Annotated in this window: 17 protein-coding genes; 9 read left to right on the top strand and 8 right to left on the bottom strand. The window is 65.2% G+C overall.

Annotated elements, in window-relative coordinates; all coding sequences use genetic code 11:
- The first annotated feature begins 140 nt into the window (after positions 1 to 140).
- The 3 genes from VF649_RS03190 to VF649_RS03180 all read left to right on the top strand — a co-directional run bounded on the left by VF649_RS03190 (position 141) and on the right by VF649_RS03180 (position 6,692).
- Entirely contained in the window at positions 141 to 2,249 is a 2,109-nt protein-coding gene (locus tag VF649_RS03190) for a M3 family metallopeptidase (protein ID WP_331010512.1), read from the top strand.
- A 476-nt stretch (positions 2,250 to 2,725) separates the two neighbouring features.
- On the top strand, positions 2,726 to 5,044 hold the full coding sequence (locus VF649_RS03185; protein ID WP_331010511.1) for a TonB-dependent receptor: 2,319 nt from the start codon (positions 2,726 to 2,728) through the stop codon (positions 5,042 to 5,044).
- A gap of 22 nt (positions 5,045 to 5,066) precedes the next feature.
- Complete coding sequence (locus VF649_RS03180) at positions 5,067 to 6,692, top strand: alkaline phosphatase D family protein (RefSeq protein ID WP_331010510.1); 1,626 nt, start codon at positions 5,067 to 5,069, stop codon at positions 6,690 to 6,692.
- Positions 6,693 to 6,764: 72 nt separating this feature from the next.
- On the opposite strand, the gene VF649_RS03175 is transcribed toward VF649_RS03180, so the two are convergent.
- The 5 genes from VF649_RS03175 to VF649_RS03155 all read right to left on the bottom strand — a co-directional run bounded on the left by VF649_RS03175 (position 6,765) and on the right by VF649_RS03155 (position 11,662).
- Complete coding sequence (locus VF649_RS03175; protein ID WP_331010514.1) at positions 6,765 to 7,457, bottom strand: EAL domain-containing protein; 693 nt, start codon at positions 7,455 to 7,457, stop codon at positions 6,765 to 6,767.
- 107 nt (positions 7,458 to 7,564) lie between these two features.
- Positions 7,565 to 8,722 (bottom strand): AMP-binding protein, encoded by a 1,158-nt coding sequence (locus VF649_RS03170; protein ID WP_331010509.1) that lies wholly within the window; start codon positions 8,720 to 8,722, stop codon positions 7,565 to 7,567.
- Positions 8,719 to 10,008, bottom strand: coding sequence for a diguanylate cyclase (locus tag VF649_RS03165; protein ID WP_331010508.1), 1,290 nt, complete (start codon positions 10,006 to 10,008; stop codon positions 8,719 to 8,721). Before VF649_RS03165 ends, VF649_RS03170 begins: the two co-directional genes overlap by 4 nt.
- Before the next feature lie 9 nt (positions 10,009 to 10,017).
- Positions 10,018 to 10,386: a phosphonate transporter gene (locus VF649_RS03160; protein ID WP_331010507.1), complete on the bottom strand. Its 369-nt coding sequence runs from the start codon at positions 10,384 to 10,386 to the stop codon at positions 10,018 to 10,020.
- A 178-nt stretch (positions 10,387 to 10,564) separates the two neighbouring features.
- The gene (locus tag VF649_RS03155) at positions 10,565 to 11,662 is read right to left on the bottom strand and encodes an alpha/beta fold hydrolase (protein ID WP_331010506.1); all 1,098 of its coding nucleotides are present in this window, start codon (positions 11,660 to 11,662) and stop codon (positions 10,565 to 10,567) included.
- A 259-nt stretch (positions 11,663 to 11,921) separates the two neighbouring features.
- Between VF649_RS03155 and VF649_RS03150 the strand changes: the two genes are divergently transcribed.
- Positions 11,922 to 12,884: an alpha/beta fold hydrolase gene (locus VF649_RS03150; RefSeq protein ID WP_331010505.1), complete on the top strand. Its 963-nt coding sequence runs from the start codon at positions 11,922 to 11,924 to the stop codon at positions 12,882 to 12,884.
- Positions 12,885 to 12,941: 57 nt separating this feature from the next.
- Here the strand turns inward: VF649_RS03150 and VF649_RS03145 are convergent, their stop codons facing one another.
- On the bottom strand, positions 12,942 to 14,042 hold the full coding sequence (locus tag VF649_RS03145; protein WP_331010504.1) for an aldo/keto reductase: 1,101 nt from the start codon (positions 14,040 to 14,042) through the stop codon (positions 12,942 to 12,944).
- Between the two features lie 101 nt (positions 14,043 to 14,143).
- On the opposite strand from VF649_RS03145, the gene VF649_RS03140 reads away from it, so the two are divergent.
- The gene (locus VF649_RS03140; protein ID WP_331010503.1) at positions 14,144 to 15,031 is read left to right on the top strand and encodes a LysR family transcriptional regulator; all 888 of its coding nucleotides are present in this window, start codon (positions 14,144 to 14,146) and stop codon (positions 15,029 to 15,031) included.
- A gap of 12 nt (positions 15,032 to 15,043) precedes the next feature.
- Here the strand turns inward: VF649_RS03140 and VF649_RS03135 are convergent, their stop codons facing one another.
- Complete coding sequence (locus tag VF649_RS03135) at positions 15,044 to 16,111, bottom strand: LacI family DNA-binding transcriptional regulator (RefSeq protein WP_331010502.1); 1,068 nt, start codon at positions 16,109 to 16,111, stop codon at positions 15,044 to 15,046.
- A 495-nt stretch (positions 16,112 to 16,606) separates the two neighbouring features.
- Here VF649_RS03135 and VF649_RS03130 point away from each other — a divergent pair, with 495 nt between their 5' ends.
- From VF649_RS03130 to VF649_RS03120, 3 genes are read left to right on the top strand one after another with little or no spacing between them, the layout of a single operon-like run.
- Complete coding sequence (locus VF649_RS03130) at positions 16,607 to 19,552, top strand: TonB-dependent receptor (protein WP_331010501.1); 2,946 nt, start codon at positions 16,607 to 16,609, stop codon at positions 19,550 to 19,552.
- A gap of 7 nt (positions 19,553 to 19,559) precedes the next feature.
- Complete coding sequence (locus tag VF649_RS03125; RefSeq protein WP_331010500.1) at positions 19,560 to 21,113, top strand: tryptophan halogenase family protein; 1,554 nt, start codon at positions 19,560 to 19,562, stop codon at positions 21,111 to 21,113.
- Complete coding sequence (locus VF649_RS03120) at positions 21,110 to 22,642, top strand: tryptophan halogenase family protein (protein WP_331010499.1); 1,533 nt, start codon at positions 21,110 to 21,112, stop codon at positions 22,640 to 22,642. The genes VF649_RS03125 and VF649_RS03120 overlap by 4 nt, the downstream gene beginning before the upstream one ends.
- A 41-nt stretch (positions 22,643 to 22,683) precedes the next feature.
- Here the strand turns inward: VF649_RS03120 and VF649_RS03115 are convergent, their stop codons facing one another.
- Positions 22,684 to 22,881 carry a hypothetical protein gene (locus tag VF649_RS03115; RefSeq protein WP_331010498.1) on the bottom strand — a complete coding sequence of 66 codons (198 nt, stop codon included), beginning with the start codon at positions 22,879 to 22,881 and terminating at the stop codon, positions 22,684 to 22,686.
- Positions 22,882 to 23,055: 174 nt separating this feature from the next.
- Here VF649_RS03115 and VF649_RS03110 point away from each other — a divergent pair, with 174 nt between their 5' ends.
- Positions 23,056 to 26,127, top strand: a complete 3,072-nt coding sequence (locus VF649_RS03110) for a TonB-dependent receptor domain-containing protein (protein WP_331010497.1) — start codon at positions 23,056 to 23,058, stop codon at positions 26,125 to 26,127.
- Positions 26,128 to 26,152 lie beyond the last annotated feature (25 nt).

The raw sequence follows: 26,152 nt of genomic DNA, 5'->3' as shown, positions 1-26,152 counted from the left end.
ATGCAACATGGAAGCGTATCGGCTCCCTCCTCGACTGCTTCTCGCCCGACGAATGCAGCAACTACCTCGTCAACTCAGGGTACGCACCAACGTGATCCGGTCACGCTCTAACGGATTGCCGCCCCCTGCGAGGATTTCCGATGTTCCGCATAATCTTGCTTGCCTCTGCTGCGCTTACCCCCGCCACCGTGCTGGCCGGTCCATTCGATCAGCCCAGCACGCTGCCTTACGAGGCGCCGCCGTTCGACAAGATCCGGGACTCCGACTACGGACCCGCGATCGAGGCGGGCATGACCGCCAGCCTGGCCGAGGTGCGCCAGATCGCGGACAGCAAGGCGGCGCCAACCTTCGACAACACCATCGTTGCCCTGGAAAAGCAGGGCCAGATGCTCGACCGCGCGCAAGCCGCGTTCGGTCAGGTTGCGCAGGCCAACACCAATCCGGCGCTGCAGGAAACGCAGAAAGCGCTCGGTCCGAAGCTCGCGGCGTATAATGACGCCATTTTCCTGGATCCCCGATTATGGGCGCGGGTGAAGACGCTGCACGATCGCCAGGACAAGTTGCCGCTCACCGGCGAGCAGGCGATGCTGCTCGACACCTATTACAAACAGTTCGTGCGTGCCGGGGCGCAACTCTCCGCGGCCGATCAGACGCGGCTGCGCGCGTTGAACAAACAGCTTTCCTCCCTCGGTATCGCGTTCCGCCAGAAGCTGCTCGCCGCCACCAAGGCCGCGGCGCTGGTGCTGGACCGCCCGGAGCAGCTTTCGGGATTGGGGAAGGACGGCGTCGCGACCGCCGCGCAGGACGCCCGGGATCGTGGACTGGCAGGCAAATATGTGCTGCCGCTGCAGAACACGACCGATCAGCCGGGGCTTCAATCGCTGTCGGACCGGGCGACGCGCGCGGCGCTGTTCGACGCGAGCTGGAACCGTGCCGAGCAGGCCGGCGTCAACGATACGCGCGCGACCATCGGCGAAATCGCGAAGCTCCGTGCCGAGCGAGCCAGGCTGCTGGGCTTCCCCACCTATGCCGATTACGCGCTGACCGAGCAGATGGCGAAGACGTCCAGGACCGCCCTGGCATTTCTGAACGGCCTCGATGCCCCCACGGCCGCCGCGCAAGGGCGCGAACGTGCAGAGATCCAGGCGGCAGCCAAGGCAGACGGACTGACCGACGCGCTCAAGCCCTGGGACTGGAGCTATTATGCGGAGAAGGTTCGCAAGGCCAAATATGACCTGAACGAAGACGATACCAAACCCTATCTCAACATCTGGAACGTGCTGGAAAACGGTGTCTTCTACGCAGCGGGCAAGATGTACGGCCTGACCTTCAAGCGCCGCACCGATATACCGACCTATCATCCGGATATCCGCACCTATGAGGTGTTCGAGGAGAATGGCCAGCCGCTGGGTCTCGCCTATTTCGACTATTGGAAGCGTGACAACAAAGCGGGCGGCGCGTGGATGAACAGCTTTGTCGGCCAATCCAGGCTGATGGGCACCAAGCCCGTGGTCAGCAACACCGCCAACTTCACGAAGCCGGCATCGGGCCAGCCGGAGCTCGTCACGTTCGAGGACGTGCGGACGATGTTTCACGAGTTCGGCCACGCGCTGCACGGCCTGCTTTCGAACGGCACCTACCCATCGCTCGCGGGCACGTCGGTGGCGCGCGACTTCGTCGAGTTCCCGTCCCAGTTCAACGAGCATTGGGCGCTGGAGCCCACGGTGCTGGCGCGGTATGCCAGGCATTATCAGACCGGCGCGCCGATGCCGCAGCCTCTGGTTGATAAGATCGACAGGGCAGCAAAGTTCAACCAGGGCTTCACCTTTGGCGAATTGCTGTCCGCTGCACAGCTCGACATGACCTGGCATTCGGTTTCCGCCGACCTGCCGCAGCAGGATGTCGACGCGTTCGAAGCGAAAGCGCTGGCGGGCACCGGCCTCGACGTCGCCCATGTACCGCCACGGTACCGCACAAGTTACTTTTCGCATGTCTGGGGCGGCGGCTACGCGGCGGGCTATTATGCCTATATCTGGACCGATATGATCGAAGAGAATGTCTACGACTGGTTTCAGTCGCATGGCGGCATGACGCGGGCCAACGGCCAGCGCTTTCGCGATCTCGTGCTCTCGAAAGGGCATTCGCAGGACTATTCGGTGATGTTCCGCACCATGACCGGGCACGACCCGGAGTTGGCGCCGCTGCTGAGGAGCCGCGGGCTGTTGGCGGAGCCGCCAGCGACCCGATAGCCGAAGCACCGGATTTCCGGCTGCGGGTGTCGGGAGCGACCGTGTATCGCCGGTAGAGGCCGGCCCCGCCGGCGGGAGGGGGCCAGCATATCGGCGGGCGCTGGTGTCGGCGTGCCGCGGCTGCGCCCGCCGCGGCACCCATCAGGGCGTAAAAGCCGGCCGGGCGGCAATGTCCGACAATTCAGTGTCTCGACATGATGTCGTGTCCGCCGGCGGCGGCGGCCACCGCGACCGTGCGCAGGGTCAGGGCTTTGTCTGCGCGGCGGAGCGGGCGGGTTTCTGTCCGGCGCGCCGAAGGGGCGCACAGGGCCGGAGGTGGCGTCGTAACATTGCCGTAACGGTATCGCCGTTAATCTGTCGCGTGCGCGTCACCGGACCGACGCGGATCCCCCGTAGCTGCCCTTTCAAGCGGCAAGCAGCCGCGCCCAGGGAGCATGTACATGGTTGGAAATTACGGCTTGCGCGCTTGCGCGAGCATGCTGGCGCTTGTCTGCGCCAGCCAGGTCAATGCCGCGGATACGGTGGTCGAGCCGGGCGAGGATATCGTCGTCACGGCGCAGAAGATCGAGCAGCGTGCCGTCGACGTGCCGATCACGATTTCGGCGATCAGCGGCGATCGCATGCGCGAACTCGGCGTTTCCGATCTGGACGAGTTGTCCAACTATATCCCGGGTCTGAACATCCAGGAACAGAGCGCCAACAATCCCGGCATCGTCATCCGCGGCATCACGTCGGACAGCGGGTCCGCGCAGCAGGCGCCGCGCGTCACGCTCTACTATAACGGCGTGGACATTTCGCGTTCGCGCGGTTCGTATCAGGACATCTACGATGTCGAGCGGATCGAGGTCATCAAGGGTCCGCAGGCGACCCTGTTCGGCACGGCATCGGCCGTGGGCGCGATCAGCATCATTTCCGCCCGGCCGAAACCCGGCGTCTCCGCCCAGGTGACCGCCGGCCTCGGCAATTTCGACCAGCGGCTGCTGTCCGGCTATCTGAACGCCGGATCGGACAAGGTGGCAGGGCGGATCGCCTTCGCATTCAAGAAGCGCGACGGTTATGTGAACAATCTGTCGACGGTGCAGGATGACCTGAACGGACAGAACCAGCTCGGCATTCGCGGATCGCTGCGTCTGAAGCCCACGGAGCGCCTGACGATCGACCTGATCGGCACCTATGATCGCCAGCGCAATCCCGGCACCGCCTTCATCAACCGCGCGCTGCCGCCGGCCGGACCGACGGGCAATGTGTTCGGCGATGCATGGCTCGACGGATCGCCGGTGTCGAAGGCGAAGCTGGGGCTGGACAAGCTCGGCCTGCGCCGTGACGTCTATGACGGCAACCTGACCGCGAACCTGGAACTGGACGACAACTGGAACGCGACGCTGGTCGCCGGCTACCGCAAGTTCGACTCGCTGGAGGTGTTCGACGCCGACGGCTCGCGCGCGTCCTGGCTGGAGTTTGCCGAGGATTCACGCGGCTGGCAGGGCAGCGTGGAAACGCGCTTCACCTATACCAGCGATACCCTGCGCGGTTCGTTCGGTTTCAACGCGTTCCACGAGAAGAACCTGCAGCGGGTTCCGTTCGCGTCGGAAGAGGGCACCTTCCTCGCCTGCACGGTCAACGCGCTGTTTGCACCGGCACAGGCGGCGGTGCGCCGCACGCTGGGTCTGGCCGCCGGCGCGTCGACCTGCATCGCGCCGGACTATTCGGTGGGCGCGCTGGCGGCGACGCAGATCCTGACGCAGGGCGCCGCGACCTCGCTGCCTTACGCATCCGAAACGACGAACCGCGGCAAGAATGACAGCTATTCGGTCTTCGCCGACATGACCTGGATCCCGGATCCATCGATCGAAATCACCGGCGGCGTGCGCGCGCTGATCGAGAAGCGGAACAGCGGCTACTCGGCAATCCAGCCGATTTCGGTGCTGCTGGCCGCGGCCGGACAGCGACGCAGCCTGATCGGAACGGTGGATACCGGCGGCGCCACGTTCCGCGCGGTCGACAGTTTCCAGGCGTTCCTGCCGCGCTTCAACCTTCTCTATCGTTTTTCGGACGCGGTGAATGCGTTCGGCACGGTGTCCAAGGGGCGCCGTTCGCCGACCGTCGCGCTGACGTCGGGGGCCAGCGTGGCGGGGCCGGTGCCGGTGGTGAACCCGGTCGCGGCGGAAAATGTCTGGAATTATGAAGTCGGGATGAAGGGTGCGCTGGGCATGGTATCCGGCTCGATCGGCCTGTTCTATCAGACCTACGACAATTTCCAGGTGTCGGTGATCAATCCGCAGACCGGGCTTTCGCAGACCCAGAGCGCCGGATCCGCGAAGAATCTGGGTGTGGAGGCAGAGGTGCTGGTGAAGCCCGCGCGCTGGTTCGGCGTCTTCGGCAACATCGGCTATATCGATGGCGGCATCGACGACAAACCGACGATCGCACCCAATTTCCGCAACGCGCGCTTCCGCCTTCAACCCGAGGTTCAGGCCGCCGGCGGCTTCACCGTCGATGCGCCGATCGGGAATGGCATGCGGCTGTTCGCGACGCCGAGCGTCACCTATCGCAGTCGTATCTTCTTCGAGGTTCCCAACAACATTGCGATCAGCCAGGCGGCGGTGACGCTGGTGAACGTGCGCGCGGGCCTGTCGTTCGCGAACGAAACGATCGAGCTGGCGGCCTTCGCCCGCAACCTGACCGACAAGAACTATCTGCTCGACGCCGGCAATACCGGCGGCAGCTTCGGCTACCCGACGTACATCCCGGCCGAACCGCGCCTGTACGGTGCGCAGATCACCGCGCGCTTTTGACGCCGCCAACCGGAAACCACCCATGACCCTCACCATCGACCGCCGCCTGCTCGTCAAGGCTTCCCTGCTGGGCCTCGGGGCACTCGCCATCCCCGGGACCGCCGCGATCCTTGCCGCGCGCGCCTTCACTCACGGCGTCGCCAGCGGGGAACCCGGGCCGACATCGGTCCTGCTGTGGACGCGCCACGTCGCCGCCAACGACAGCCGCCTGCAGTGCGAGGTGGCGGACGATGCCGCGTTCACGCACATCGTCGGCGGCGGGGCCGTCACCGCGCGGGGCGATGCGGATCATACCGCCAAGCTGGTGGTCACCGGCCTGAAGCCCGGCCGGTGGTATTTCTATCGCTTCATCGCGGAGGACGGCACGAAGAGTCCCGTCGGCCGTACCCGCACGTTGCCGGTGGGCAATGTCGGACACTTCGGTATCGGCCTGTTCTCCTGCTCGAACATGCCGTTCGGGTGGTTCAACGCCTACGGGCACGCAGCCGCGCGCAACGATCTCGACCTGCTGATCCATGTCGGCGACTACATCTACGAATATGGCGGCGACACGTATCCGGCGCCCAAGGACCGGGTTCCGGGTCGGGAGGTGCAACCGGGCCACGAGATCCTGACGCTGGCCGATTACCGTCTGCGCCACGCCGCCTACCGCGCCGACCCGGACTTGCAGGCGCTGCACCAGCGCTTTCCCATGATCGCCCAGTGGGACGATCATGAGATCGCGAACGATAGCTGGGAGGGTGGCGCCCAGAATCACCAGCCCGCGACCGAGGGCGACTGGGCAACCCGCAAGGCCATCGCCGAGCGCGTCTACCGCGAATGGATGCCGGTTTCCGACCGCACCTATGACAGTTTCCAGATCGGCACGCTGGCCACGATCTTCCGCCCCGAAACGCGGATCACGGGCCGGACCAAGCAGCTGGAACTGGCCGGGGCGCTGGCCGGGCGTGCCGACATCGACCGCGCGCTGATCGATTTTCGCGATGGTCCGTGGAGCGCGCCCGAGCGGACCCTGATGGGCATGCAGCAGGAACGCTGGCTGGACGGCGAGTTCGACCGGTCGACGGCCAGCGGGACGCGCTGGCAAGTGCTTGCGCAGCAGATCGTGATGGGCAGCATGCGCTTTCCGGCGGACGCCGCCGACTGGATCCCGACAAACGCCCCGGATGCGGCACGCCGGCGTGCGGTGGCGCTGACGGCGGCGTCGAAGGCGGGGTTGCCGTTCAACATGGATGCGTGGGACGGTTACCCCGCGGCGCGTAGCCGGTTGCTGCGCAAGGCCCAGGCAACGGGCAGCAATCTGGTCGTGCTGTCCGGCGACAGCCACAATGCGTGGGGCAACAACCTGGTCGAGGATGGCCGCCCGGCCGGCGTGGAGTTTGCCGGGCACAGCGTGACCTCGCCAGGGTTCGAAAACTACTTTCCGCAAACGGCGGCGGCCGATGTCGCGCGGGCCCTCCGCGCCACCAATCCTGGCCTGATGTTCACGGACACCAGCCGACGGGGCTATGTGTCGCTGGCGATCACGCCCGACGAGGTTGTCGGCGACTGGCATTTCGTGGACTCGATCCGCACGCGCGGCACGGTCCTGGCCGGGTCGCACCGGATGCGCGTCGCGATGAACCGGCGCGTCCTGCAAGAAAGCTGAAACGACGACGCGGAATTGCGACCGGTTCCGCCGATGTCCCGGCGAGGCATGCCCGCAAAGGCGCGCGCGTGCTTACTCCGGCAGCGTGAACGGGGGTAGCGTTTCGGCGACGGGTCGTGCGAGCAGATAGCCTTGGCAGAGCGCGATGCCGAGGTCGCGCAGCGTCTGGAGTTCGGCCGCGGTTTCGATGCCTTCGGCGATGCAGCGGATGCCCAGCGCATCGGCGACCTGGACGATGCCGGCGACGATGACCCGGCGGGCAGCCGATCCGTCGATCCCCCGGATCAGGTTCATGTCCAGCTTCAGAATGTCGGGATGCAGGTCGGCGAGGAGCCCGAGGCCGGCATAGCCCGCGCCGAAGTCGTCGATGGCGGTGGTGAAACCGCGGGCGCGATAGGCGTCGATGATGCGCTGTACGTGTCCCACGTCGCGCATGGGTTCGTCCTCGGTGAACTCGAACATCAGCCGACCGGGATCGAAGCCGACCCGCCGGGCTGCGGCCAGCGAGGCGCGAATGCAGGCGTCCGGTTCATAGACGGCGTTCGGCATGAAGTTGATCGACAGCTTGGCGCCGTCGTCGGGAGCGAAGAGACCGCCCGCCAGCTCGATCGCCTTCACCCGGCAGGTCTGGTCGAACTTGTAGATCAACTCGGGCGAGACGCTGGACAGCACGGCACCGGCCGATTGTCCGTCGACGCCGCGCACCAGCGCCTCATAGGCGAACACACGGCCCGTCCGGATGTCGACGATCGGCTGGAATGCCATGGTGATCGCGATCGGCAGCGGCCCGCTGGTGCGGCAGCCCAGGCAGGCATCGCTGGTCGTCAAGGGCCTGGCGCGTTTGACGTCCAGTTGCGACATCGGGGCGTGTATCATATCCAGTCTTCCAATTTGCCCATCATGTTTCGCGGCAGGGCGGAACCGAACCGCAGGCTGCGCGGCCGTTCGGCTACGGCGAGCCGGTCGGTGACGGCGCGTTCGATCACGGCCGCAAGGTCGGCCGCATCCCACCCCTCGTCCGGGACGATGAAGGCTTTCAGGCGATTGTCGTGCAGCCGCACCGCCGCGTCGGCGACCCCATCGATCCGACGCAAGATGTCTGCCACCTGCGCGGGCCAGACATTGTGGCCGCCGACCTGGACGGCGCCGTCGCGTCGGCCGGTCGGACGGAGACGGCGCTCACCGAGGCGCTCGACATGGTCGGGCAGGCCGTGATGCCCGCCATGTTCGTCGCGAAGCTGCCAGTCGTCGTCGCCGCGCGGAACCAGATGCCAATGTGGCAATAGCATATAGCCAGGGTCCGGCAGTTCGCGGACCGCAATCCCGCTGGTTTCGGACGCCCCATAGATATCCAGCAACCGTGCCAAACCGGCGGCGAGCAGGTCCGTCGCCAGCCTCTCCTTCAGCGGGCCGGCCGAACTGATGCCGACGACATCCGCGGGAAAGCGGCGGGTGAGCCCCAGGATCGCGTGCCACTGGTCCGGGACTGCGACGACGAGATCGCCGGGCGCGAGGTCCAGCGCCGCACCGATCGACCGGGTGACGACGGGAACGCCGAGGACGTCGGGAAGCAGGGCCGTCCAGATGATGCCATAGAGATGATGCGCCGGGACCAGCGCCACGACGCGACGCCGGCCCGGCAGCTGCCCGGCCAGGACCTGCGCCTCCACGACAAGGTTTGCCATGGCATGCGTGCAGGGCAGGGGCCTTCCCGTCGAACCGGATGTCATGACGGTGAGACGCCCGTTCCCCGAGGCATGGCCACCCATGATCCAGTCGATCCATTCACCGACGGTGCGCGGCGGCTCCTGGCCCAGCGTGGCATCATCCAGCCCGAACGCTTCCGCCAGAGCGCCAAGCGCGCCCAGTTGTTCGAGCGAATCCAATCCCAGTCCGGTGTCGCCGATCGACACGGTTTCGGGCCAGTCGGCCGGCATCGGCAGGTCGGATCGGCGTATGCGGCGCAGCTCGGCCGCGACCACGGCACAGGCGATCCGGGATATGGCCGCGCGGGACGGTGCCAAGGTCACGCCGCAAACGCCTGCGGTCGATAGACCTGGTTGCGGCCGGCGCGTTTGGCGGCGTAGAGGCGCTCGTCGGCGAGCTTAATCAGTGCGTCGATCGATCCACCGGCTTCATCAAAGGTGGCACAGCCAAGGCTCGCCGTGGCCTGCATGATGCCCAAGGGCGTTTCGACCCGCAGGCCGGCGATCGCCTCCCGCATGCGCTCGGCAAGGTCGAGCGCCTGCTTCCTGTCGTAGCGCGGCAGCAGCGCGCCGAATTCCTCGCCGCCCAGCCGCGCAAAGATACCGCGCGGCGGCAGCAGGGCGGCGCAGGCCTCGGCCACCCGGCAGAGCAGGACATCGCCGACCGGATGCCCGTAGGTGTCGTTGACCCGCTTGAAATGATCCAGATCGAGGACGATCAGCGAGAGCGATTGACGCAGTTCTCGCCAATGCGCCTGTTCGCGTCCCATGACGTCGCTGAAGTGCCGGCGATTGGACGCGCCGGTCAGGTGATCACAGGTGAGAAGGCGGCGCATGTCCTCGGCCGCGGCCTCCCGCCGCGGGACATCGCGCAGGACGACGGAAAAGCCCGTCGGTACCGGTGAGTCTCCATCGGAGCGTGCGACGACGAGACGTTGGCACCAATAGCGCTCGCCATCTGCGCGGCTCTGCCACCCCTCCTGCAGATGCCAGCCGTCCCGGTCGGCAATCTCAATCTGCTCGTCCAGCCGCAGGTCGCCACCCGCGCTGTCGGTGTCGAGCAGCTCCGCCAGATTGCGCCCGATCACCGAGGCGCAGTCGTGGCCGGTCTGGCGCGTGAAGCAGCTGTTCACGGACGCGATCCGTCCGTTCGGGTCGATGGTCAGTGCCGCATATTCGTTGACACCGTCCAGAAGGGTCGAGAACCAGGTATCCGCCTGGCGCAGTCTTTCCTCCTGCACGACCTGCTGGCTGATGTCCGACAGGGTGACCATCAGGCGATCGGCGCCGAGCTTCACGATCGTGCAGGCGAGCACCGTCGGCGCCTGCGTGCGCCGGCCCCGCCCGAGATCGACGAAGATACGGTGCCCGTCGCAGACCTTGCCGGTCGCAGGTTCATAGGCTGCGGCCAGGCTTCGCAGTTCCGGCGCGTGCTGTTCAAACGCCGCGAACAGGTTACCGGCGTCGCGCGGGCCGGCGAGCGGCAGCAGGTGCTGCATGGCATGTGGGTTCATCAACGCGATTTCGCCGACCAGATCGCATTCGATCAGCCCGACCGGGCAGGCATAGAGGAATTCGAGCAGTTGCTCCTCGTTCGACGTGTCGTTCATGAGCCGAACTTATCGTTCGATCAGGATGTAGCGGCGCGATGCTCCTGGCTCCGCCAGCAACCGGAGGCGGACCTTCGTCGGGCGCATCCGCAACGTGAGCACGTAGGGAACGATGTCGTCGATCTGCGGCTCGTCCTCAAAGCGTTGCGCGACCAGGAAATTGTTCATGCATTGCGCGACCGCATCGAAGAACGGCACCCCGATCACGGTCGACGGATCCAGCCCCGACATGCGGGCTTCGGTCGCATTGTAGGTCTGCACGATCGTATCCGCGCCGAAGCCCACGACCCCGAACGGCAGGGCGTTGCAGTCTTCGATGCTCATCGATTCAAGGTCGTTCAGGAGGACGGCTTCGAAGCTGGCTTCTTCAATCGACACGGACAGGCTCCCTTGGCAGACCGATCATGCCCCACGAGGGTTAAACATAGGCTAAGAAAGCAGATCGTGCCCGACCGATGCGCCGGCGGCGACCCATCCCGCGCGGCGGTAACGGCGCGTCGGACATAGGCGCGCGGAAACAGGGCTGCGCGTGAGCGGGGTCATGCGGAGGCGGCGATCATTCGGTGCGTTGCAGCAGGTCGACGAGATCCTGCTTCCAGAACCGGGCGGCAGTATGGGTGCCATGCCCGCGCGTGTCGGCGCTCTCCGGGATCAGACGGAATCGCGCCGCCTTCATCCGGGCGACCGCGCGCTGCGGATAATCGAGATTGCGCGGGTTGATGAAGTCGTCGGCCGAGTTGACCCAGGTCGTCGGCGCGGTGATCGCCTCCAGCCGGGGCCAGGGGTCGTAATTGCGCGATGCGTCGAGCTGGTAGATGAGATCGTTCGCATCCGTCCCCGCAATCGCCGCCGCCACCCGTTGCCCCGCGAACGCGTCCGAATCGTCGCGTCGCGGATATTGCGCCTGAAAATAGAGCGGAGCCCCGCCGGCGACGAACAGCAGGCTGGCGGCGGTGCGCAGGCCCTGCACGGGCGGCAGGCGGTACTCGCCTCCCGCCCAGGCAGGATCGGCCTGGATCCCGTCGATCGCGAGCTTGCGCCACATGCGATTGAGACCGGCAATCTCCACCGGCTCGCACGCCAGCGGCATCAGGGCGCGTGCGAAGTCGGGATGCGTTTCCCCCCAGACCAGGCTGTGCATGCAGCCCATCGAGGTTCCCATGATCATCCGCATGCGCCGGATACCGAGCCCGTCACGCAACAGCCGAAACTGCGCATCCACCATGTCGTCATAGTCGTAGTGCGGGAACCGCATGTGCAGGCCGTCGGACGGCTTGGACGACTTGCCGTGCCCGATGCCGTCCGGCAGGATGATCCAGTAGCGGGTGATGTCCAGCGGCTGGCCGGGTCCGTAGAGTTCGTCGGCGAATTGCGGGCTGAGGAACTGGCGGCCGGTACCGCCGGTGCCGTGCAGCACCATGACCGCATTGTCGATTTCTCCCCGCGCGTTCCGGTGCGGTTGCCCCAGCAGCGTATAGTTGATGCGCAGTTCCGGCAGCATCTCGCCCGAGCGGAACCGGAACCGGCGGATCATGAACTGTGCGTCGCGCGCCGGCCAGGTGGGCGCGGGCGACGCCGTCCTGATGGCCGGCGTGAGCGGCGGCGTCTGCGTGACGGTGGCCTGGAGGAGCAGGAGCGGGAGCAGGAACGACATGCGACATCGTTGCGCCAGCACGAGCTGTACGCAAGCCCCATCCAGCGGGTCCACCGGGTCAATCGTCCGGGAACGCGGACCGTATGAGAGGGCGTTGCCGGTTCGGACAGGGCCATCGCGGTTGCGCGCGCCTGCATCCGGCCGGGTGCGGCGTCACGGCGTCAGGCCACAGTTGCGATCCACCGGACGTGCGTGCAGGATGACGGCGGGCTTGGGAAAGGCGAGGGGAGGACTCGTGCGACTGTCAAGGCGGACCCTGATGGGTGGAGCGGTTGCAGCCGCCATGGTGGCCACGCGCAGCGTGTACGCTGCCGAACCCGGCGTTCCCGCTGCCGACCGCGAATTGCGTGTGCCGGTTGCGGGCGGCAGTCTCTACGTCAGGGTGAACGGCGACCTTGCCGGAGCCCGTTCCCCCCTGATGCTGGTGCATGGTGGCCCGGGGGGCGCACTCTGGCAGTTCTTCCCGGTGCTGCCGCTTGCGGCCGACCGGGCCGTCATCCTTTACGATCAGCTTGATTCGGGACGGTCGGATGCTCCCGGCGATCCGCGAAACTGGACCGTGGACCGGTTCGCGGACGAGATCGAGGCGGTGCGTTCTTCCCTGGGGGTCGAACGCTTTCACCTCCTGGGGCATAGCTGGGGCGGAATCGTGGCTAACCGGTATGCCGCGCGGCGCCCGCCAGCGCTGCGGAGCCTGATCCTGCAAGGCGCGCCCCTGTCGGCGCGTCGGGGGGAAGCGAGCGTCCGCGCGCTGGCCGCGCAGTTGCCCGAGGCGGAGGCCGCCGTGATCGCGGCTCATCAGCGCGGTGGTCCGGACGCGGCAGACGATGCCGCCTACCAGAAGGCGAGCAACGCCTTTCTGCGTCGGCATATCTATCGGACGAACGTAAGCGACATCGCGATGCCGTACATGGCGCCGACGCCCGAGGACCGTGGCAACGCGGTCGCTTCGGCGCTGGTCGGAGACGACCTGCTCGCCGGGTTCCACGGCGTGATGGCGGGGTTCGACGACGAGATGCTGCTGTCCCGGATCCGGGTGCCGACACTCCTTCTGCGGGGCGAATTCGACATCATGACACGCGAGGCCACGCGCTCGATCCTGCCGCGTCTGCACGCCGGTCGATATGCGGAAATCATGGGCGCGGGTCATTTGGCGCAATTCGATCGTCCGGAAGCATGGCGTGCGGCCATCGCCAAATTCCTCGCACGCCACGAAGCCTAGGTCCCGCACGATCCGCCTGGATCATCAAGGCCGACGCTTGAGAGCGCCCAAGAGCCGCTAACAGCGGATATCTGCCCCTCCGAATACGATCTGGTTGCGGGTCGCCGGTTCGAATAGCCCGTAAAGGAAGGCGGAATGGCCGCTTGCGCGGTCGAGAGCGGCGCGGTGATCGGGCGACAGCACCAGCGCGAGCGCCCCGGCATTGTCGCCGACCTGATCCGCGCGGCTGACCCCCATCAGCGTCGAGACGACGCCGGGTCGCCCGATGACCCACGCGAGGGCGACCCGTGCCGGCGGCTGGCCCATTGCGGCGGCGATCTGCGTCAGCACATCCACGATATGCCAGTTGCGATCCGTGAACAGCGTGTCACCGAACGGATTGTCCCCGTCGAGGCGTTTGTCGTCGGCCGGCCGGGCTTCGCCATCCGCGACACGCTGGTTCGGCACGCCGCCTGTCCGCCTTCGTCCCGTCTCGATCGCGGCGCGGTCATATTTGCCGGTCAGCAGGCCGTACGCAAGCGGGCTCCACGGCACGAGGCCCAGGCCGGCCGACCGCGCCAGCGGCACATGCTCCGCCTCCACGCCGCGTTCGACCAGCGCGTAGAAATATTGCAGCCCGACGGGCCCCGGCAGACCATGGACCCGCGCAAGCGTCACGACTTCGGCGACATACCAGGCGGGCATGTTGGAGATCCCCCAATAGCGGATCTTGCCGGCTGCGATCAGGTTCGCCATCGTCCGCAGCAACTCTTCGGCCGGAGTGACGCCGTCCCAGACATGAATCCAGTACAGATCGATGAAATCCGTCCGCAGGCGGCGAAGCGATCCATCAACCGAGGCCATGATGTGCCGCATGCCGTTGCCGCCGGCATGGAAACCCTGGCCCGTCGCGAACCCCGATTTGGTGGCGACCACGATCCTGTCGCGCAGGCCGCGTTCGGCAACGAAGGCGCCGACCATCTCTTCCGATCGGCCGCCGGCATAGACGTCGGCGGTGTCGATGAAGTTGCCGCCGAGGGCGGTATAGCGATCGAACACTGCGCGGCTGCTGGCCTCGTCCAGTCCCCATCGCGGCGTGCCGAACGTCATGGTGCCGAGCGCGAGCGGGCTGACGAGCAAGCCCGAGCGACCAAGCGGGCGATAGGTTTCGAGGTTCATCGGCGGTTATCCCTGATCGTCGTGTCGCCGCCAAGATGGACGGGATGCCGACGCGGGATTAGACGGCGCAATCCGCATGGGTTACTGAAGGAAATTCAGCAATGGATCGTGATCTCTGGTCCGGGCTTGCGGTGTTCGCGGCGATCGTCGAGGCAGGGAGCTTCGCCCGGGCCGCGACCCGGCTCGGTCGGTCAGCCTCGGCCCTCAGCCATGCGATGCGCGTGCTGGAAACAAGGCTGGGGGTTCGGCTGATCGACCGCACGACCCGGTCGCTGTCGCCCACGCGCGCCGGCGAGGCGCTGTTGCTCCGCCTGAAACCCGCCATTGCGGCCGTCGAGGATGCACTCGGCGATCTGGATGGTGCGCGTGAAACGCCAGCGGGGCACATCCGGATCAGTGCGCACCGGGTAGCAGCGGTCTATGCAATCCTGCCCCGGCTTGCCGATTTCGCGCGCGCCTATCCGGACATCACCGTCGAGCTGGTCGTCGACGATGGCTTCGTGGACATCGTCGCCGATCGGTTCGACTGCGGCGTGCGGCATGCCATGACATTGCAGGCCGATATGATCGCCGTGCGCATCAGCGATGCCGTGCCGCTGGTCTACGTGGCCGCGCCCGCTTACCTGGACGACAACCCGCCGCCCGCTGGGCCGCATGACCTCGATGCGCATCGCTGCCTCTGCTATCGCCATACGTCGTCGGGCGCGGTGCATCGCTGGGAATTCGAGCGGGATGGCCGCCGGTCGGAACGGGCGATCCGGGGTGATTTCGTCACGAACGACGTCGATCTGATGCGCGACGCCGCGGCGGCCGGTCTGGGCATTTGCTGTCTGCCGCTGCCCCATGCGGTACGCCACCTGGCGGACGGGAGGCTGGTCGAGGTGCTTGCGGGCTGGGCAGCGGTGCTGCCGCCGAACTATCTCTATCATCCTAGCCGCCGCCAGCCTACCGCGGCGTTCCGCGCGTTCGTCGATGCGATGCGCGCCTGACCAGGCCGATCATCATCCGGAGCTGGGCGGTGGCGGCGCGGTGGACTGGCGCGCGACCAGGGTGAGGGAAACGCCGTGGTCCGGCAACCGGCCGATGCTGCGGTCTTCGATCATCTGGATCAGGCGCTCGGTCGCGGCGCGCGCCATGTCGAACAGCGGCCGTCGGATCGTGGTCAGCGCGGGCGAGATGATCGACGCGATATCGCTGTCGTCGAAGCCGGCCACCGACAGGGCGCCTGGGATCGGGAGCCCGCGATCGAAGGCGGCCTTGATCACGGCGGCGGCCATGATGTCATTGCTGGCGAAGATCGCGGTGGGGGGATCGGCGAGGTCGAGCAGCGCCCCCGCTGCCGCCAGACCCGAAGCGAAGCCATAATCGCCCGAGCGTACATAGTGATCGGGCAGCGGAAGATCGTGCGCAGCCAGCGCCGTCCGGAACCCCTGCTCCCGCTCCCTGGCAGAGTGGAAGTGCAGCGGGCCGGTGATGATCGCGATACGGCGATGGCCGAGCGCCACGAGATGATCGGCCATCAGCGCGGTCGCGGCGCGTTCGTCGCTCACCAGCGCCGCGGGATAGCCGGGGACCCGTACGGAGGCGATGCCGACCGCAGGCACCCCCATTTGCATCAACGCCAGCGGGATCGCGGAAGATTCCGAAATAGGCGGCAGCAGGATCAGCCCGTCGATCCGCGAGCGTCGTGCGAAGTCCTCGATACTGTGCGTCAGATCGAGATCAGCGAATTTGGCGGGATGGACGACCAGTTCATATCCGGCGGCGGCACAGACATCGACGATGCCGCGTTGCAACACGCCGATGACGTGGGCATTGGGATCATCCTGAACCACGCCGATCAGCGAGGAGCGGCCATAAGCAAGCGCGCGGGCCCGGCTGCTTGGGCGGAAGCCGAGTTCGTCGATCGTCTGCTTGATCCGTTCGCGCGCTTTTGCCGCGACCTTGGGTGAATCATTGAGGACGCGCGACACGGTGCGGATCGACACGCCGGCCGCCGCGGCGACATCGGCGATGGTGATCGACCTGTAGCGGCCCACCGCGGGACCGTTGCTGTCGCTGTCGCTCATTGCAACACCCTAGCTTGGTACGGAGCCCGGTTCCATGAAGAAGTTGCCGATGGCTCTGCCGCGGTCCGCCAGCAGTGCGGGCGTCGTGGTCGGACTTGCACCCGTGCTGCCAGACCCTGCACGATGGCGGGACGTGCCGATCGACAACGACGGGGTTACGCGCACTCGGGCAGGCGGGGCACATGCCCTTGCGGCGGCCTTTCGCCTCCTGGTGCAGACATCGGGGACGTGCATCGCTGCCGATGGCTGGCCGCGGATGTGGCATCGGCCAACAGGTAGATTTTCGTCGAACCGCGGCATCGTCTATTGTCATACTTAATTTTCTTGCTAGCGTTGGCATGACCTGCACGATGCAAGTAAAACGATGGGATCTTCCACAGAACTGCACCAGCAAAAGCTGCGGCGTTCATGGTGGGCGGTGAAGGAGAGGGGAAGGCAATGGTTCATCTTTCGGAATCGCGGCGGTCGCGAGCCCGCCGTCGGTGGTACGGCGGCGTGTCCGTCGCAGCGTTGACCGTGCTGAGTTGCGGTGCGGCGCCAGCATTTGCACAGGAGTCGACCGGCACCGTTCCACAGACGCCGCCGATGCTGGAGGACACGAGCGGTGGCGACCGCGGAGGCGACATCGTCATCACCGGGCGGCGGGCCGCGATCGAATCCGCCATCAAGCGCAAGCAGAATTCGGACACCATCATCGATTCGATCCTGGCGGACGACGCCGGAAAACTGCCCGACAACAGCATCACCGAAGTATTGCAGCGTGTTTCCGGCGTGGCGATCGTACGATTCGATGCGCTCGGCGACCCCGATCACTTTTCGGCGCAGGGCTCGGGGCTGCAGGTGCGCGGCCTGTCCGGGGTAGCCGGTCGACTGAACGGTCGCGAGATCTTCAGCGCGAACGGCGGGCGCGGGTTGACCTTTGGCGACGTGACGCCCGAGCTGATGGCGGCGGTCGACGTCTACAAGAGCTCCACCGCCGATCTGATCGAGGGCGGGACAGGCGGACAGATCGACCTGCGCACCAAGATGCCGTTCGATTATCGCGAGTTCACCGTGCGCGGTGCGGTGAACGCCAGCTATGGCGATCTGCGCGACAAGACGAAATACGGCGGTTCGATCCTTGTGACCGATCGCTTCGATACGCCCATCGGTGAGGTCGGTGTTCTGGTCGATGTGGCGCGCAACAATTTTGCGCAAAAGTCCGACTTTCTGCGAACCGAGCCCTATTACAAGACACGGATCAACGGGTCCGATTACTTCATTCCGGGTGGGTTCACCTATGGTGACCAGAATTACGACCGGCGGCGCGAAGGGCTGTATGCCGCGGTACAATGGGCGCCTGCGGAAAATCTGACCTTTGGTCAGACCTTTTTCCAGTCGAAATATTCGGAGACCAGCTTCGGCCACGGCGTGTTCGTCACGTCCAAGACGCTGACGGTCGATCCCGCGACGAGCAAGTTCGACGACAACAACGGCCTGCTCTCCACGCCCAACACCTATGTGTACGGGCCGTCGACGTTCCTGCCGGCGGGTGGCAGCATCACCGCGGGCGGCAACACCGGCTTTTCAGCCGGCACGAGCAAGACCACCGATCTGTCTACGACGATGGAATGGAAGCCCGATGACCGCGCCACCATCCGGGCCGCGTTCCAATATGTGAAATCGACATCGACCCGGCGGGCCTACGACCTGTTTCCGGCCATCCCCTATCCGAGCGCGTTCGGCATCGACCTGACCGGTGATTTCTCGCAGGTGACCTTGCCGGCCAGCGCGCTGCCGGGTTTCGACAACCCGGCTAATTATCGCTGGAATGCGTCGCAAGACCATCTGGAGGATAATGAGGGGACATTATATGCGGGTAATGTCGATTTCGAATATCAGATGTCCGATGAGGGATTTTTCCGGACATTCAAGGCGGGCGTGCGCTACGCCGATCGCAGCGAGCGCGACAACAACTCCGGCTATAACTGGCAGGCGTTCGGGCAGGGGTGGAACGGGTCCAATCCCGTGACGTTCGCCAATTCGCCGGCGGAGGATTATGCCAAATTCGCCTTCGACGACTTCTTCCGCGGCAAGGCCACGCTGCCGACGCCGGTCCTGTTGCCGACCGACGCCGCCGCGCAGCGGTTCGATGTCGCCGGGGATCATCGCCGCTATGGCAATCCGATCCAGCCCGACCGTTTCCTTCCGCTCGACCTGACGCAGAGCGCCAGCACGTCGATGTCCACCTATGCCCTGTTGCGTTTCCAGGATCAGGACGCGTTTTTCGGCATTCCGATGCAGGGCAATGTCGGTGCGCGGCTGGTGAGCAACAAGAATCTAAGCAAAGGCTTTTTCCAGCAGAACAGCAGTACGTTCGTGCGGAACGGCGTGCTTGTGACCCTGCCCACCGTCGGGACGCCGCGACAGGGCAGCCGCAGCTACGCACGGGTGCTGCCGTCGATCAACGTGCAACTGCTGCCCGATCCCAGCGTCCGCGTTCGTTTCGCGTACAACGTCACGCTGGATAACCCCAGCTTCCAGGCATTGCGTGCATCGGGATCGCTGTCCGTCAGAACGGCGAGCCTTGAGGGTGCGGCATCGGGATCGCCCGGCCAGTTCGGCGGCTTTACCACCGATTCCGGTAACCCTCGGTTGAAGCCGCTGATCTCGAAGAACCTCGACTTCTCGGCGGAATGGTATCCGAAGAGTGGGACCGAACTGCACATGTCGGCATTTCACAAGACATTGCAGAACCCCCTGATCTATGGAGCTGGTAACCAGATACTGAGGGTGACGTTGCCGGGCGGGGTCACGTCGGACGAATTGGTGCAGTCGACCAATGTGTTCAACGCCACGAAAAATGCCAGAGTGCAGGGGATCGAAGCGGGGGTGAAGACCTTCTTCGACATGCTGCCGGGGGTATTGTCCGGTCTGGGCATCGAGGCGAACTACACCTTCATCGATAGCAAGAATCCCGGTGACAGTTTCATCGACATCAACGGCGTGCAACGGACGGACGTGCCCTATGCCGGATTGTCACGGCACAACTTCAACATCACCGGGCTCTACGAACGGGGCAAGCTATCGGCCCGCGTGGCCTATTCCTGGCGCAGCCGTTACCTGATGACGACCAACTCGAACGGCACCAACGGCGACTATATCTATTACAAGCAGCCGACACCCTCGACAGTGGGGTGCGGTACCATCACGTCGACCACCAACGCTTTCTGCCAGTTCGTGGATATCTCGCTTCCGGTCTATTCCGAGCCCTACGGATCGCTGGATGCGGGTATCACCTATCGCATCACGAAGAACATCGCGGTTTCGGTGCAGGGCAGCAACCTGACCAACGAAGTCGCGAAGACGTCGATGGGCGGATATAATGGTAATACCCGGTATATTCGCAGCTGGTTCGTGTCCGATCGCCGGTTCGACGGCACGCTGACCTTCTCGTTCTGACACGGACATGGCGGACCGGAAGAAGATCGTGATCGTGGGTGGGGGCACGGCGGGCTGGCTGACCGCCTGCTACCTGGCCCGCACCCTGATGACCGCTTCCCCGCAGGGCGTGGCGATCACGCTGGTGGAATCGGCGGACATCGGCATTCTGGGCGTGGGCGAGGGTACCTTTCCCACGATCAGGAAGACGCTGCGCCGCATCGGCATCGACGAGGCCGAACTCGTCCGCCGCTGTGGCGCGACGTTCAAGCAGGGCGCGAAATTCGCGCACTGGCGCCACACCCCCGGCGTCGATCGGCAGCCCGACCACTATCTGCATTCCTTTCAGGTCGCGAACGCACCGGGCGGCCTCGATCTGCTTCCCTATTGGCTGCTCGGTATGGAAGGTGATCGGAATTGGGATGAGGTCAACACCCCGCAGAAGCGCGTGGCCGATGCCGGGCGTGCGCCGAAGCTGGCCAGCCACGACGATTATGTCGGGCCGCTCAACTACGCCTTTCACTTCGACGCGGTGGCACTGGCGGACCTGCTGCGCGACACCGGCGTGTCGCTGGGCGTGGAACGGCTGGTGGATACCGTCCAGGACGTTCAATTGGCGGCGGATGGATCGATTGCGGGTCTGGCAACGGAGGCCAATGGAACGTTGGTCGCCGACCTCTATGTCGATTGCACCGGATTCCGGGCCGCGCTGATCGGCAAGGCGCTGGGCGTGCCGTACAAATCCTGCCGCGACGTGCTGTTCTGCGACAGCGCGCTGGCGATCCAATTGCCCTATGCGCGGCCCGACAGCCCGATCGCGTCCTACACCATTTCCACCGCGCAGGAGGCGGGATGGACGTGGGACATCGGCCTGGAGACACGACGCGGCATCGGCCATGTCTATTCGTCCGCGCATAGCGGCGACGATCGCGCCGAGGCGGTGCTGCGCGCCTATTGCGGCAAGAGCGCCGACGGTTTGGAGGTGCGAAAATTCCGGTTCGAGGCGGGGTATCGCGAAACCAACTGGGTCAAGAACTGCGTCGCGATCGGCCTGTCGAGCGGCTTCTTCGAGCCGTTGGAGGCGACCGGGATCGTCTTTGCCGAAGTCGCCGCGGTGAAACTGGCCACCCTGTTCCCATGGGGCGGCGATCATGCGGCATCGGCGCGGCAGTTCAACGCGATGATGCTGAAGCGGTATGAGCGCGCGCGCGATTTCATCAAGATGCATTACAATATCAGCGAACGGCGCGATTCCGATTTCTGGCGCGACAATATCGATCCGGCGACGACACCGGATTCGCTGCATGAACTGCTGGACCGTTGGCGGCACCGTCCGCCGGACCCGATCGATATCGATCCCAACGTCGACATCTTTGCCGAAGCAAGCTGGCACTATGTGCTGTACGGCATGGGATATCGCACGGACCTGCGCGCGCAGGCGGGAACGTACCGTTATCATGACGAGGCGCGTGCCGCATTCGCAGAGGTGCAGCGCCAGGCGGATTATGCCTGTCGCACCCTGCCGACCAATCGCGAGCTGGTGAATTGCGCGCATCGCGGCGCGTTCGGCCCACGGGCGTGAGCGACGATGCCGAGCGAGGCCCGATCAAGCGGGTCGTGATCGTCGGGGGTGGCACGGCGGGCTGGATGACGGCCGCGGCCATGGCGCGGCTGTGCGCTGGCGGGGTGGCCGTGACCCTGATCGAATCCGATGAGATCGGCACGGTCGGCGTGGGGGAGGCGACGATCCCGACCCTGCGCACCTTCAACGCGATGCTGGGGATCGACGAGGATGATTTCCTTCGCGCGACACAGGGCACGTTCAAGCTGGGCATCGAGTTCGTCGGCTGGGGCGAGATCGGGGAGCGCTACCTTCATCCGTTCGGCACCTATGGCCGAGAGTCGCAGGCGATCCGCTTTCACCAGTTCTGGCTGGCCTTGCGGCAGGATCGGAGGTTCGCGAAGGAGGCCGGGCGGCTGGACGATTACAATATCACCGCCAGTGCCGCGCATCTCGGCCGGTTCGCGCGACCGGCCGGCGACCCGACGACGGTGCTGTCGACGCTTGGCTATGCGTTCCACCTGGATGCGGGCCTGTATGCCCGGTACCTGCGCCGTCACGCCGAGGACCGCGGGATCAGGCGGGTCGAAGGGTGTATCGTCGACGTACAGCGCGGCGCGCGCGCGGACATGATCGCTGCGGTGACGTTGAAGGACGGGCGCGTGATCGACGGCGACCTGTTCATCGACTGTTCGGGGTTCCGCGGGCTGCTGATCGAGGACTGCCTGAAGACCGGCTATGAGGATTGGAGCCGCTGGTTGCCGTGCGACCGGGCGGTGGCCGTGCCCTGCCGCAGTGTCGAGCCACCCCGGCCCTATACCCGCGCGACGGCGGACGCGGCGGGCTGGCGTTGGCGGATCCCGCTGCAGCACCGCGTCGGCAACGGCTATGTCTATGCCAGTGCGCATATCGACGACGCCGAGGCCGAACGAACCCTGATCGCCGGGCTGGACGGCGAACCGCTGGCGGCGCCGCGGCGGCTGTCCTTCACGGCCGGTCGTCGCCGCCGCGCATGGGTCGGCAATGTCGTCGCCATCGGACTGGCGGGTGGTTTCATCGAGCCGCTGGAGTCGACCAGCATCCACCTGATCCAGACCGGAATCGCGCGCCTGCTCGCGCTGTTCCCCGACCGGGATTTCGCGCAACCCGAGACGGATCAGTATAACCGCATGACCGCGCTGGAATATGAGCAGGTGCGTGACTTCATCATTCTCCATTACAAGGCGACAGCGCGCGACGACACGCCGTTCTGGCGCCGGTGCCGCGCGATGGAGATCCCCGACACGCTCGCGGCGAAGATCGCGCTGTTCCGATCGTCCGGGCGCGTGTTCCGACAGGACGATGATCTGTTCACGCTCGACAGCTGGGTCGCGGTGATGCTGGGTCAGAACATCATGCCGGACGGCCATGATCCGTTGGTCGATGCGCTGCCGATCGAGGGCACGCGGCGCTTCCTGGCGCACCTGCGCGATATCGTCGGCCGGACCGCGGCGGCGATGCCGCGTCATGCGGATTTCATCGCCCATCATTGCCGGTCCGCATGGCCATAGACGATCTGGTCGGTCCCGCGCCCAGAATCGGAGGCGCAGGCTCACTTGTCCGCTTTGCCGCTAAGCGCCGTCCACGATGGTGCGCGCGCCGAGCGCCGCCAGTGTTCGGCGGTAGTGATCGTGCGAGACAGCATGTCTGCAAAAAACGCTACTTTGGTCTTGTCAGAGAGATGGCGTCCACAGCAGGCCAGACTGATCAACATCAAAAACTGTTGATCCAGAGCAACATATCTGGCCATCAGGCCGATCGTGCAGCAGCGCTATGGCGCTTTTGGTATTGCTTCGGGCTGTTGTTGCGGCATCATGCGCGTTCGGCGGCTGATCCACGATCGCGATGTGCGGTCCGGAGCGGAAGCCGGAACAGTGTCGTAAGCGTAACCCAATCAGGGGCGCCCGTGTAGCAGGGGGATTCCATGACAGGTCAGATGGCCAAGTTGTTGACGACAGGCGCAATCCTGTTCAGCGCGGGTGCGGCATCCGCGCAGGATGGTGCGGCGCGGACGGTGGCGGACGCCGCGGTCCAGGCGGAAGCGGACAAGGCGCAGGCCGGCGTGGTCGATGCCGCCGATCCTGCGCGTGACGCGGGCGACGCCGTGATCGTCACCGGTACCAGGATCCAGCGTCCGAACACGACATCGGCCGCACCGGTGACGTCCGTCCTGGCCAGCGATATTCGTGCGCAGGCGGCGGTGAACGTGGAGGAAGTGCTCAACCGCCTGCCGCAGGTCGCGCCGGACAGTCAGCAGAATTATGCCGATTCCGATGGGCGCCAGCGGATCAAGCTGCGCAACCTGGGTTTTGAGCGGACGCTGGTCCTGATCGACGGGCAGCGCATCGGTACCCAGAACGGGCAGGACGTCAACATCATCCCGACCTCGTTGCTGGAACGGGTGGACGTGCTGTCGGGTGGTGCATCGTCCGTCTACGGGTCGGACGCGGTCGCAGGGGTCGTCAACTTCATCCTGAAAAAGGATTTCGAGGGGATCGAACTCAACAGCAACTATAATTTCTACACGCACGACAACCGCGCCGGTGTCGTGACGCCGGTTGCGCGCGCGTCGGCTTTTCCCACGGTCGGCGGCACCAGCAAGGATGGCGGCCGCGTCGATGTGACGCTGACCGTCGGAAAGCGGTTGTTCGACGACGCGCTACGGGTATCGGGTTTCGTCAATTATCGTCATTCGGACGTCATTCCCTATGGTAGCCGTGAAAATGGTGCCTGCTACCTGTTGCAGACCGTAAAGGACGGGCCGCTCACCTGTCAGTTGTCGACCTATTCGCCCAGCGGGTACATCCAGCCCGGCAGCGGCGCGAGCAGCGGACAGCAGCTGGTGAACAATCCGGACGGATCCCGCACCTTCGTTCCCTATGGCGTCGGCGTCGGCAATGCGGCCAATCCGTTCGACGGATATTCCTATCAGCGCCAGAGCGAGCGGATCAACGCAGGCGGTTTCGTGACGTTGAAGCTGGCCGATGCGGCCGAACTCTATGGATCGGGCATCTGGTTCCGCGACAAGTCCTTCAACCGGTTCCCGCCGCGCGTGCTGGCGTTCAGCGCCTATGGCGGCACGCCGTATCAGGTGAATTGCAACAACCCGTTCCTGTCGGGATCCCAGGCAACAACGCTCTGCGGTGCGCAGGCCGGCACCGGCGCCACGGTGCCGATCGACGTGCGCTATCGGTTCGAGGGCCTGCCGCAGGTTCTCGATACGTATATCAACAGCGGTACGCGCGCGACCGCGGGCATCCGTGGCGACTTTGCCGACGCGTGGCATTATGATGTGGGCGGCGTTTATGCGCACAATCGCCAGGACATCACGTTCGGTAACTTTCCGGATTTCGATCGCGTCAACCGTTCGCTGAACGTCGTGACCGTAAACGGGGTGCCGACTTGTTCCGCGACGGTGTCCGGCGTCGATCCGGCGTGCGTACCGTTCGATGCGTTCCGCGCGGGCAATGCCGATCCGGCGCTGGCCAATTATCTGTTCGCGGCGCGCAGCGGCACGACGACCGGCGTCGGGACGCTGTACGACGCGACCGCGAACCTGACCGGCGATCTGGGCACATATGGGATCACCAGTCCGTTGGCCGAACAGGGCGTGGCGATCGCGGTCGGCGCTGAATATCGCGTCGATACCTATCGGAGTTTCGCCGACGCGACGTACCGCGAACAGAATGGCGGCAGTGATTACAAGCTGCGCCAGAGTGTGCGCGAAGCCAATGTGGAGGTTCAGGTTCCGCTGATCGAAAAGCAGAGCTGGACGCACCTGCTGCAACTGAACGCCGGTCTGCGGGTATCCCGGTACAACACCAATCCCCAGACGTTCACGACATGGAAGCTGGAGGGCGTGTTCGCGCCGATCGAGGACATCACGTTCCGGGGATCCTACAACAAGGCGCAACGTGCGCCGACCGTCATCGAAATCCGCCAGGCGACGCAAAATGATTTCGGCACGCAGGGCGGGCTGCAGAATGATTTCTGCGCACCGGTCCCGCGCCAGATCGCCGACCCGAACAATCCGGGCCAGGTCATCACGACCACGGCCCCGCTGGCATCGCGAGAGGTTTGTGCCGCCACCGGCCTTGCGGACGCGCTGTATGGAAGCCCGACGCTGCTCTGTCCGGACAATGCCTGTACGGTCCGCACCGGCGGTTTCACGGTCGATCCCGAAACGGCTTATACCAAGACGATCGGCATCATCCTGAAACCGCGGTTCGTCCCGCGGCTGGTGTTTTCGGTGGATCGGTTCCTGATCGATCTGAAGGATTCGATCGGATATAACGACTATAGCTACTACCAGAATGGCTGCCTTTCGAGCGGTCTTCCCTATTTCTGTTCGCTGATCGTCCGCAATCCGGACGGGACGCTGTACAGCCCGCCGGCATCCAACCCGACGACCGGATTCATCGGGCAGGGAACGTCCAATGCGTACAAGACCAAGGCGCATGGCTGGGATTTCCAGGGCCAATATACGCTGCGGACCGAGCGCTACGGCATCGTTGACTGGTCGTTCAACGGAACGCTGACCACCTTGGCGGGCGGGCAGGACTCACCGATCCTGCCGAAGCGGAACTGCGTCGGATATTATGGCAATGGCTGCGGCCAGCTGATCCCGAAATGGGCGCATACCCTGCGCACGACCTATACTTTGCCGGGCGGTGCGTTCGGCGTATCGCTGAATTGGCGGCATACCGGAAAGCTGACCAACGCATCGAATTCGGGTGATCCGGCGCTGGGCTATACGGCAGACGGCGTGCGCACGACCTTTGCAGGGATTTCGGCACAGGATTATTTCGACCTTGCGTTCAACTTCTCGGTCGGCAAGCAGTTCGGCTTCCGGATCGCGGCCAACAATCTGCTCGACAAGACGGCGCCGGTGATCCCCAATTCCTATGACATCAGCCTGTCGCGCAACAACACCATTCCACAGCGTTACGACACGCTGGGCCGTAACATCGCGGTGGGCGCGACGGTGCGGTTCTGATGCCGGTAAACAGGAGCCTGCTGCC

The organism is Sphingomonas sp. (assembly GCF_036387535.1).
Lineage (GTDB): Bacteria > Pseudomonadota > Alphaproteobacteria > Sphingomonadales > Sphingomonadaceae > Sphingomonas_R.
Note: the sequence above shows the minus strand (reverse complement) of the source record. Positions and strands in the feature narration are given on the sequence as shown.

What these genes read in the sequence shown, in the direction of transcription:
- VF649_RS03190 (WP_331010512.1), top strand. Translation starts at nt 141, where the DNA reads ATGTTCCGCATAATCTTGCTTGCCTCTGCTGCGCTTACCCCCGCCACC.
- VF649_RS03185 (WP_331010511.1), top strand. Translation starts at nt 2,726, where the DNA reads ATGCTGGCGCTTGTCTGCGCCAGCCAGGTCAATGCCGCGGATACGGTG.
- VF649_RS03180 (WP_331010510.1), top strand. Translation starts at nt 5,067, where the DNA reads ATGACCCTCACCATCGACCGCCGCCTGCTCGTCAAGGCTTCCCTGCTG.
- VF649_RS03175 (WP_331010514.1), bottom strand. Translation starts at nt 7,457, where the DNA reads ATGGCATTCCAGCCGATCGTCGACATCCGGACGGGCCGTGTGTTCGCC.
- VF649_RS03165 (WP_331010508.1), bottom strand. Translation starts at nt 10,008, where the DNA reads ATGAACGACACGTCGAACGAGGAGCAACTGCTCGAATTCCTCTATGCC.
- VF649_RS03155 (WP_331010506.1), bottom strand. Translation starts at nt 11,662, where the DNA reads ATGTCGTTCCTGCTCCCGCTCCTGCTCCTCCAGGCCACCGTCACGCAG.
- VF649_RS03150 (WP_331010505.1), top strand. Translation starts at nt 11,922, where the DNA reads ATGGGTGGAGCGGTTGCAGCCGCCATGGTGGCCACGCGCAGCGTGTAC.
- VF649_RS03145 (WP_331010504.1), bottom strand. Translation starts at nt 14,042, where the DNA reads ATGAACCTCGAAACCTATCGCCCGCTTGGTCGCTCGGGCTTGCTCGTC.
- VF649_RS03140 (WP_331010503.1), top strand. Translation starts at nt 14,144, where the DNA reads ATGGATCGTGATCTCTGGTCCGGGCTTGCGGTGTTCGCGGCGATCGTC.
- VF649_RS03135 (WP_331010502.1), bottom strand. Translation starts at nt 16,111, where the DNA reads ATGAGCGACAGCGACAGCAACGGTCCCGCGGTGGGCCGCTACAGGTCG.
- VF649_RS03125 (WP_331010500.1), top strand. Translation starts at nt 19,560, where the DNA reads ATGGCGGACCGGAAGAAGATCGTGATCGTGGGTGGGGGCACGGCGGGC.
- VF649_RS03115 (WP_331010498.1), bottom strand. Translation starts at nt 22,881, where the DNA reads ATGGCCAGATATGTTGCTCTGGATCAACAGTTTTTGATGTTGATCAGT.
- VF649_RS03110 (WP_331010497.1), top strand. Translation starts at nt 23,056, where the DNA reads ATGACAGGTCAGATGGCCAAGTTGTTGACGACAGGCGCAATCCTGTTC.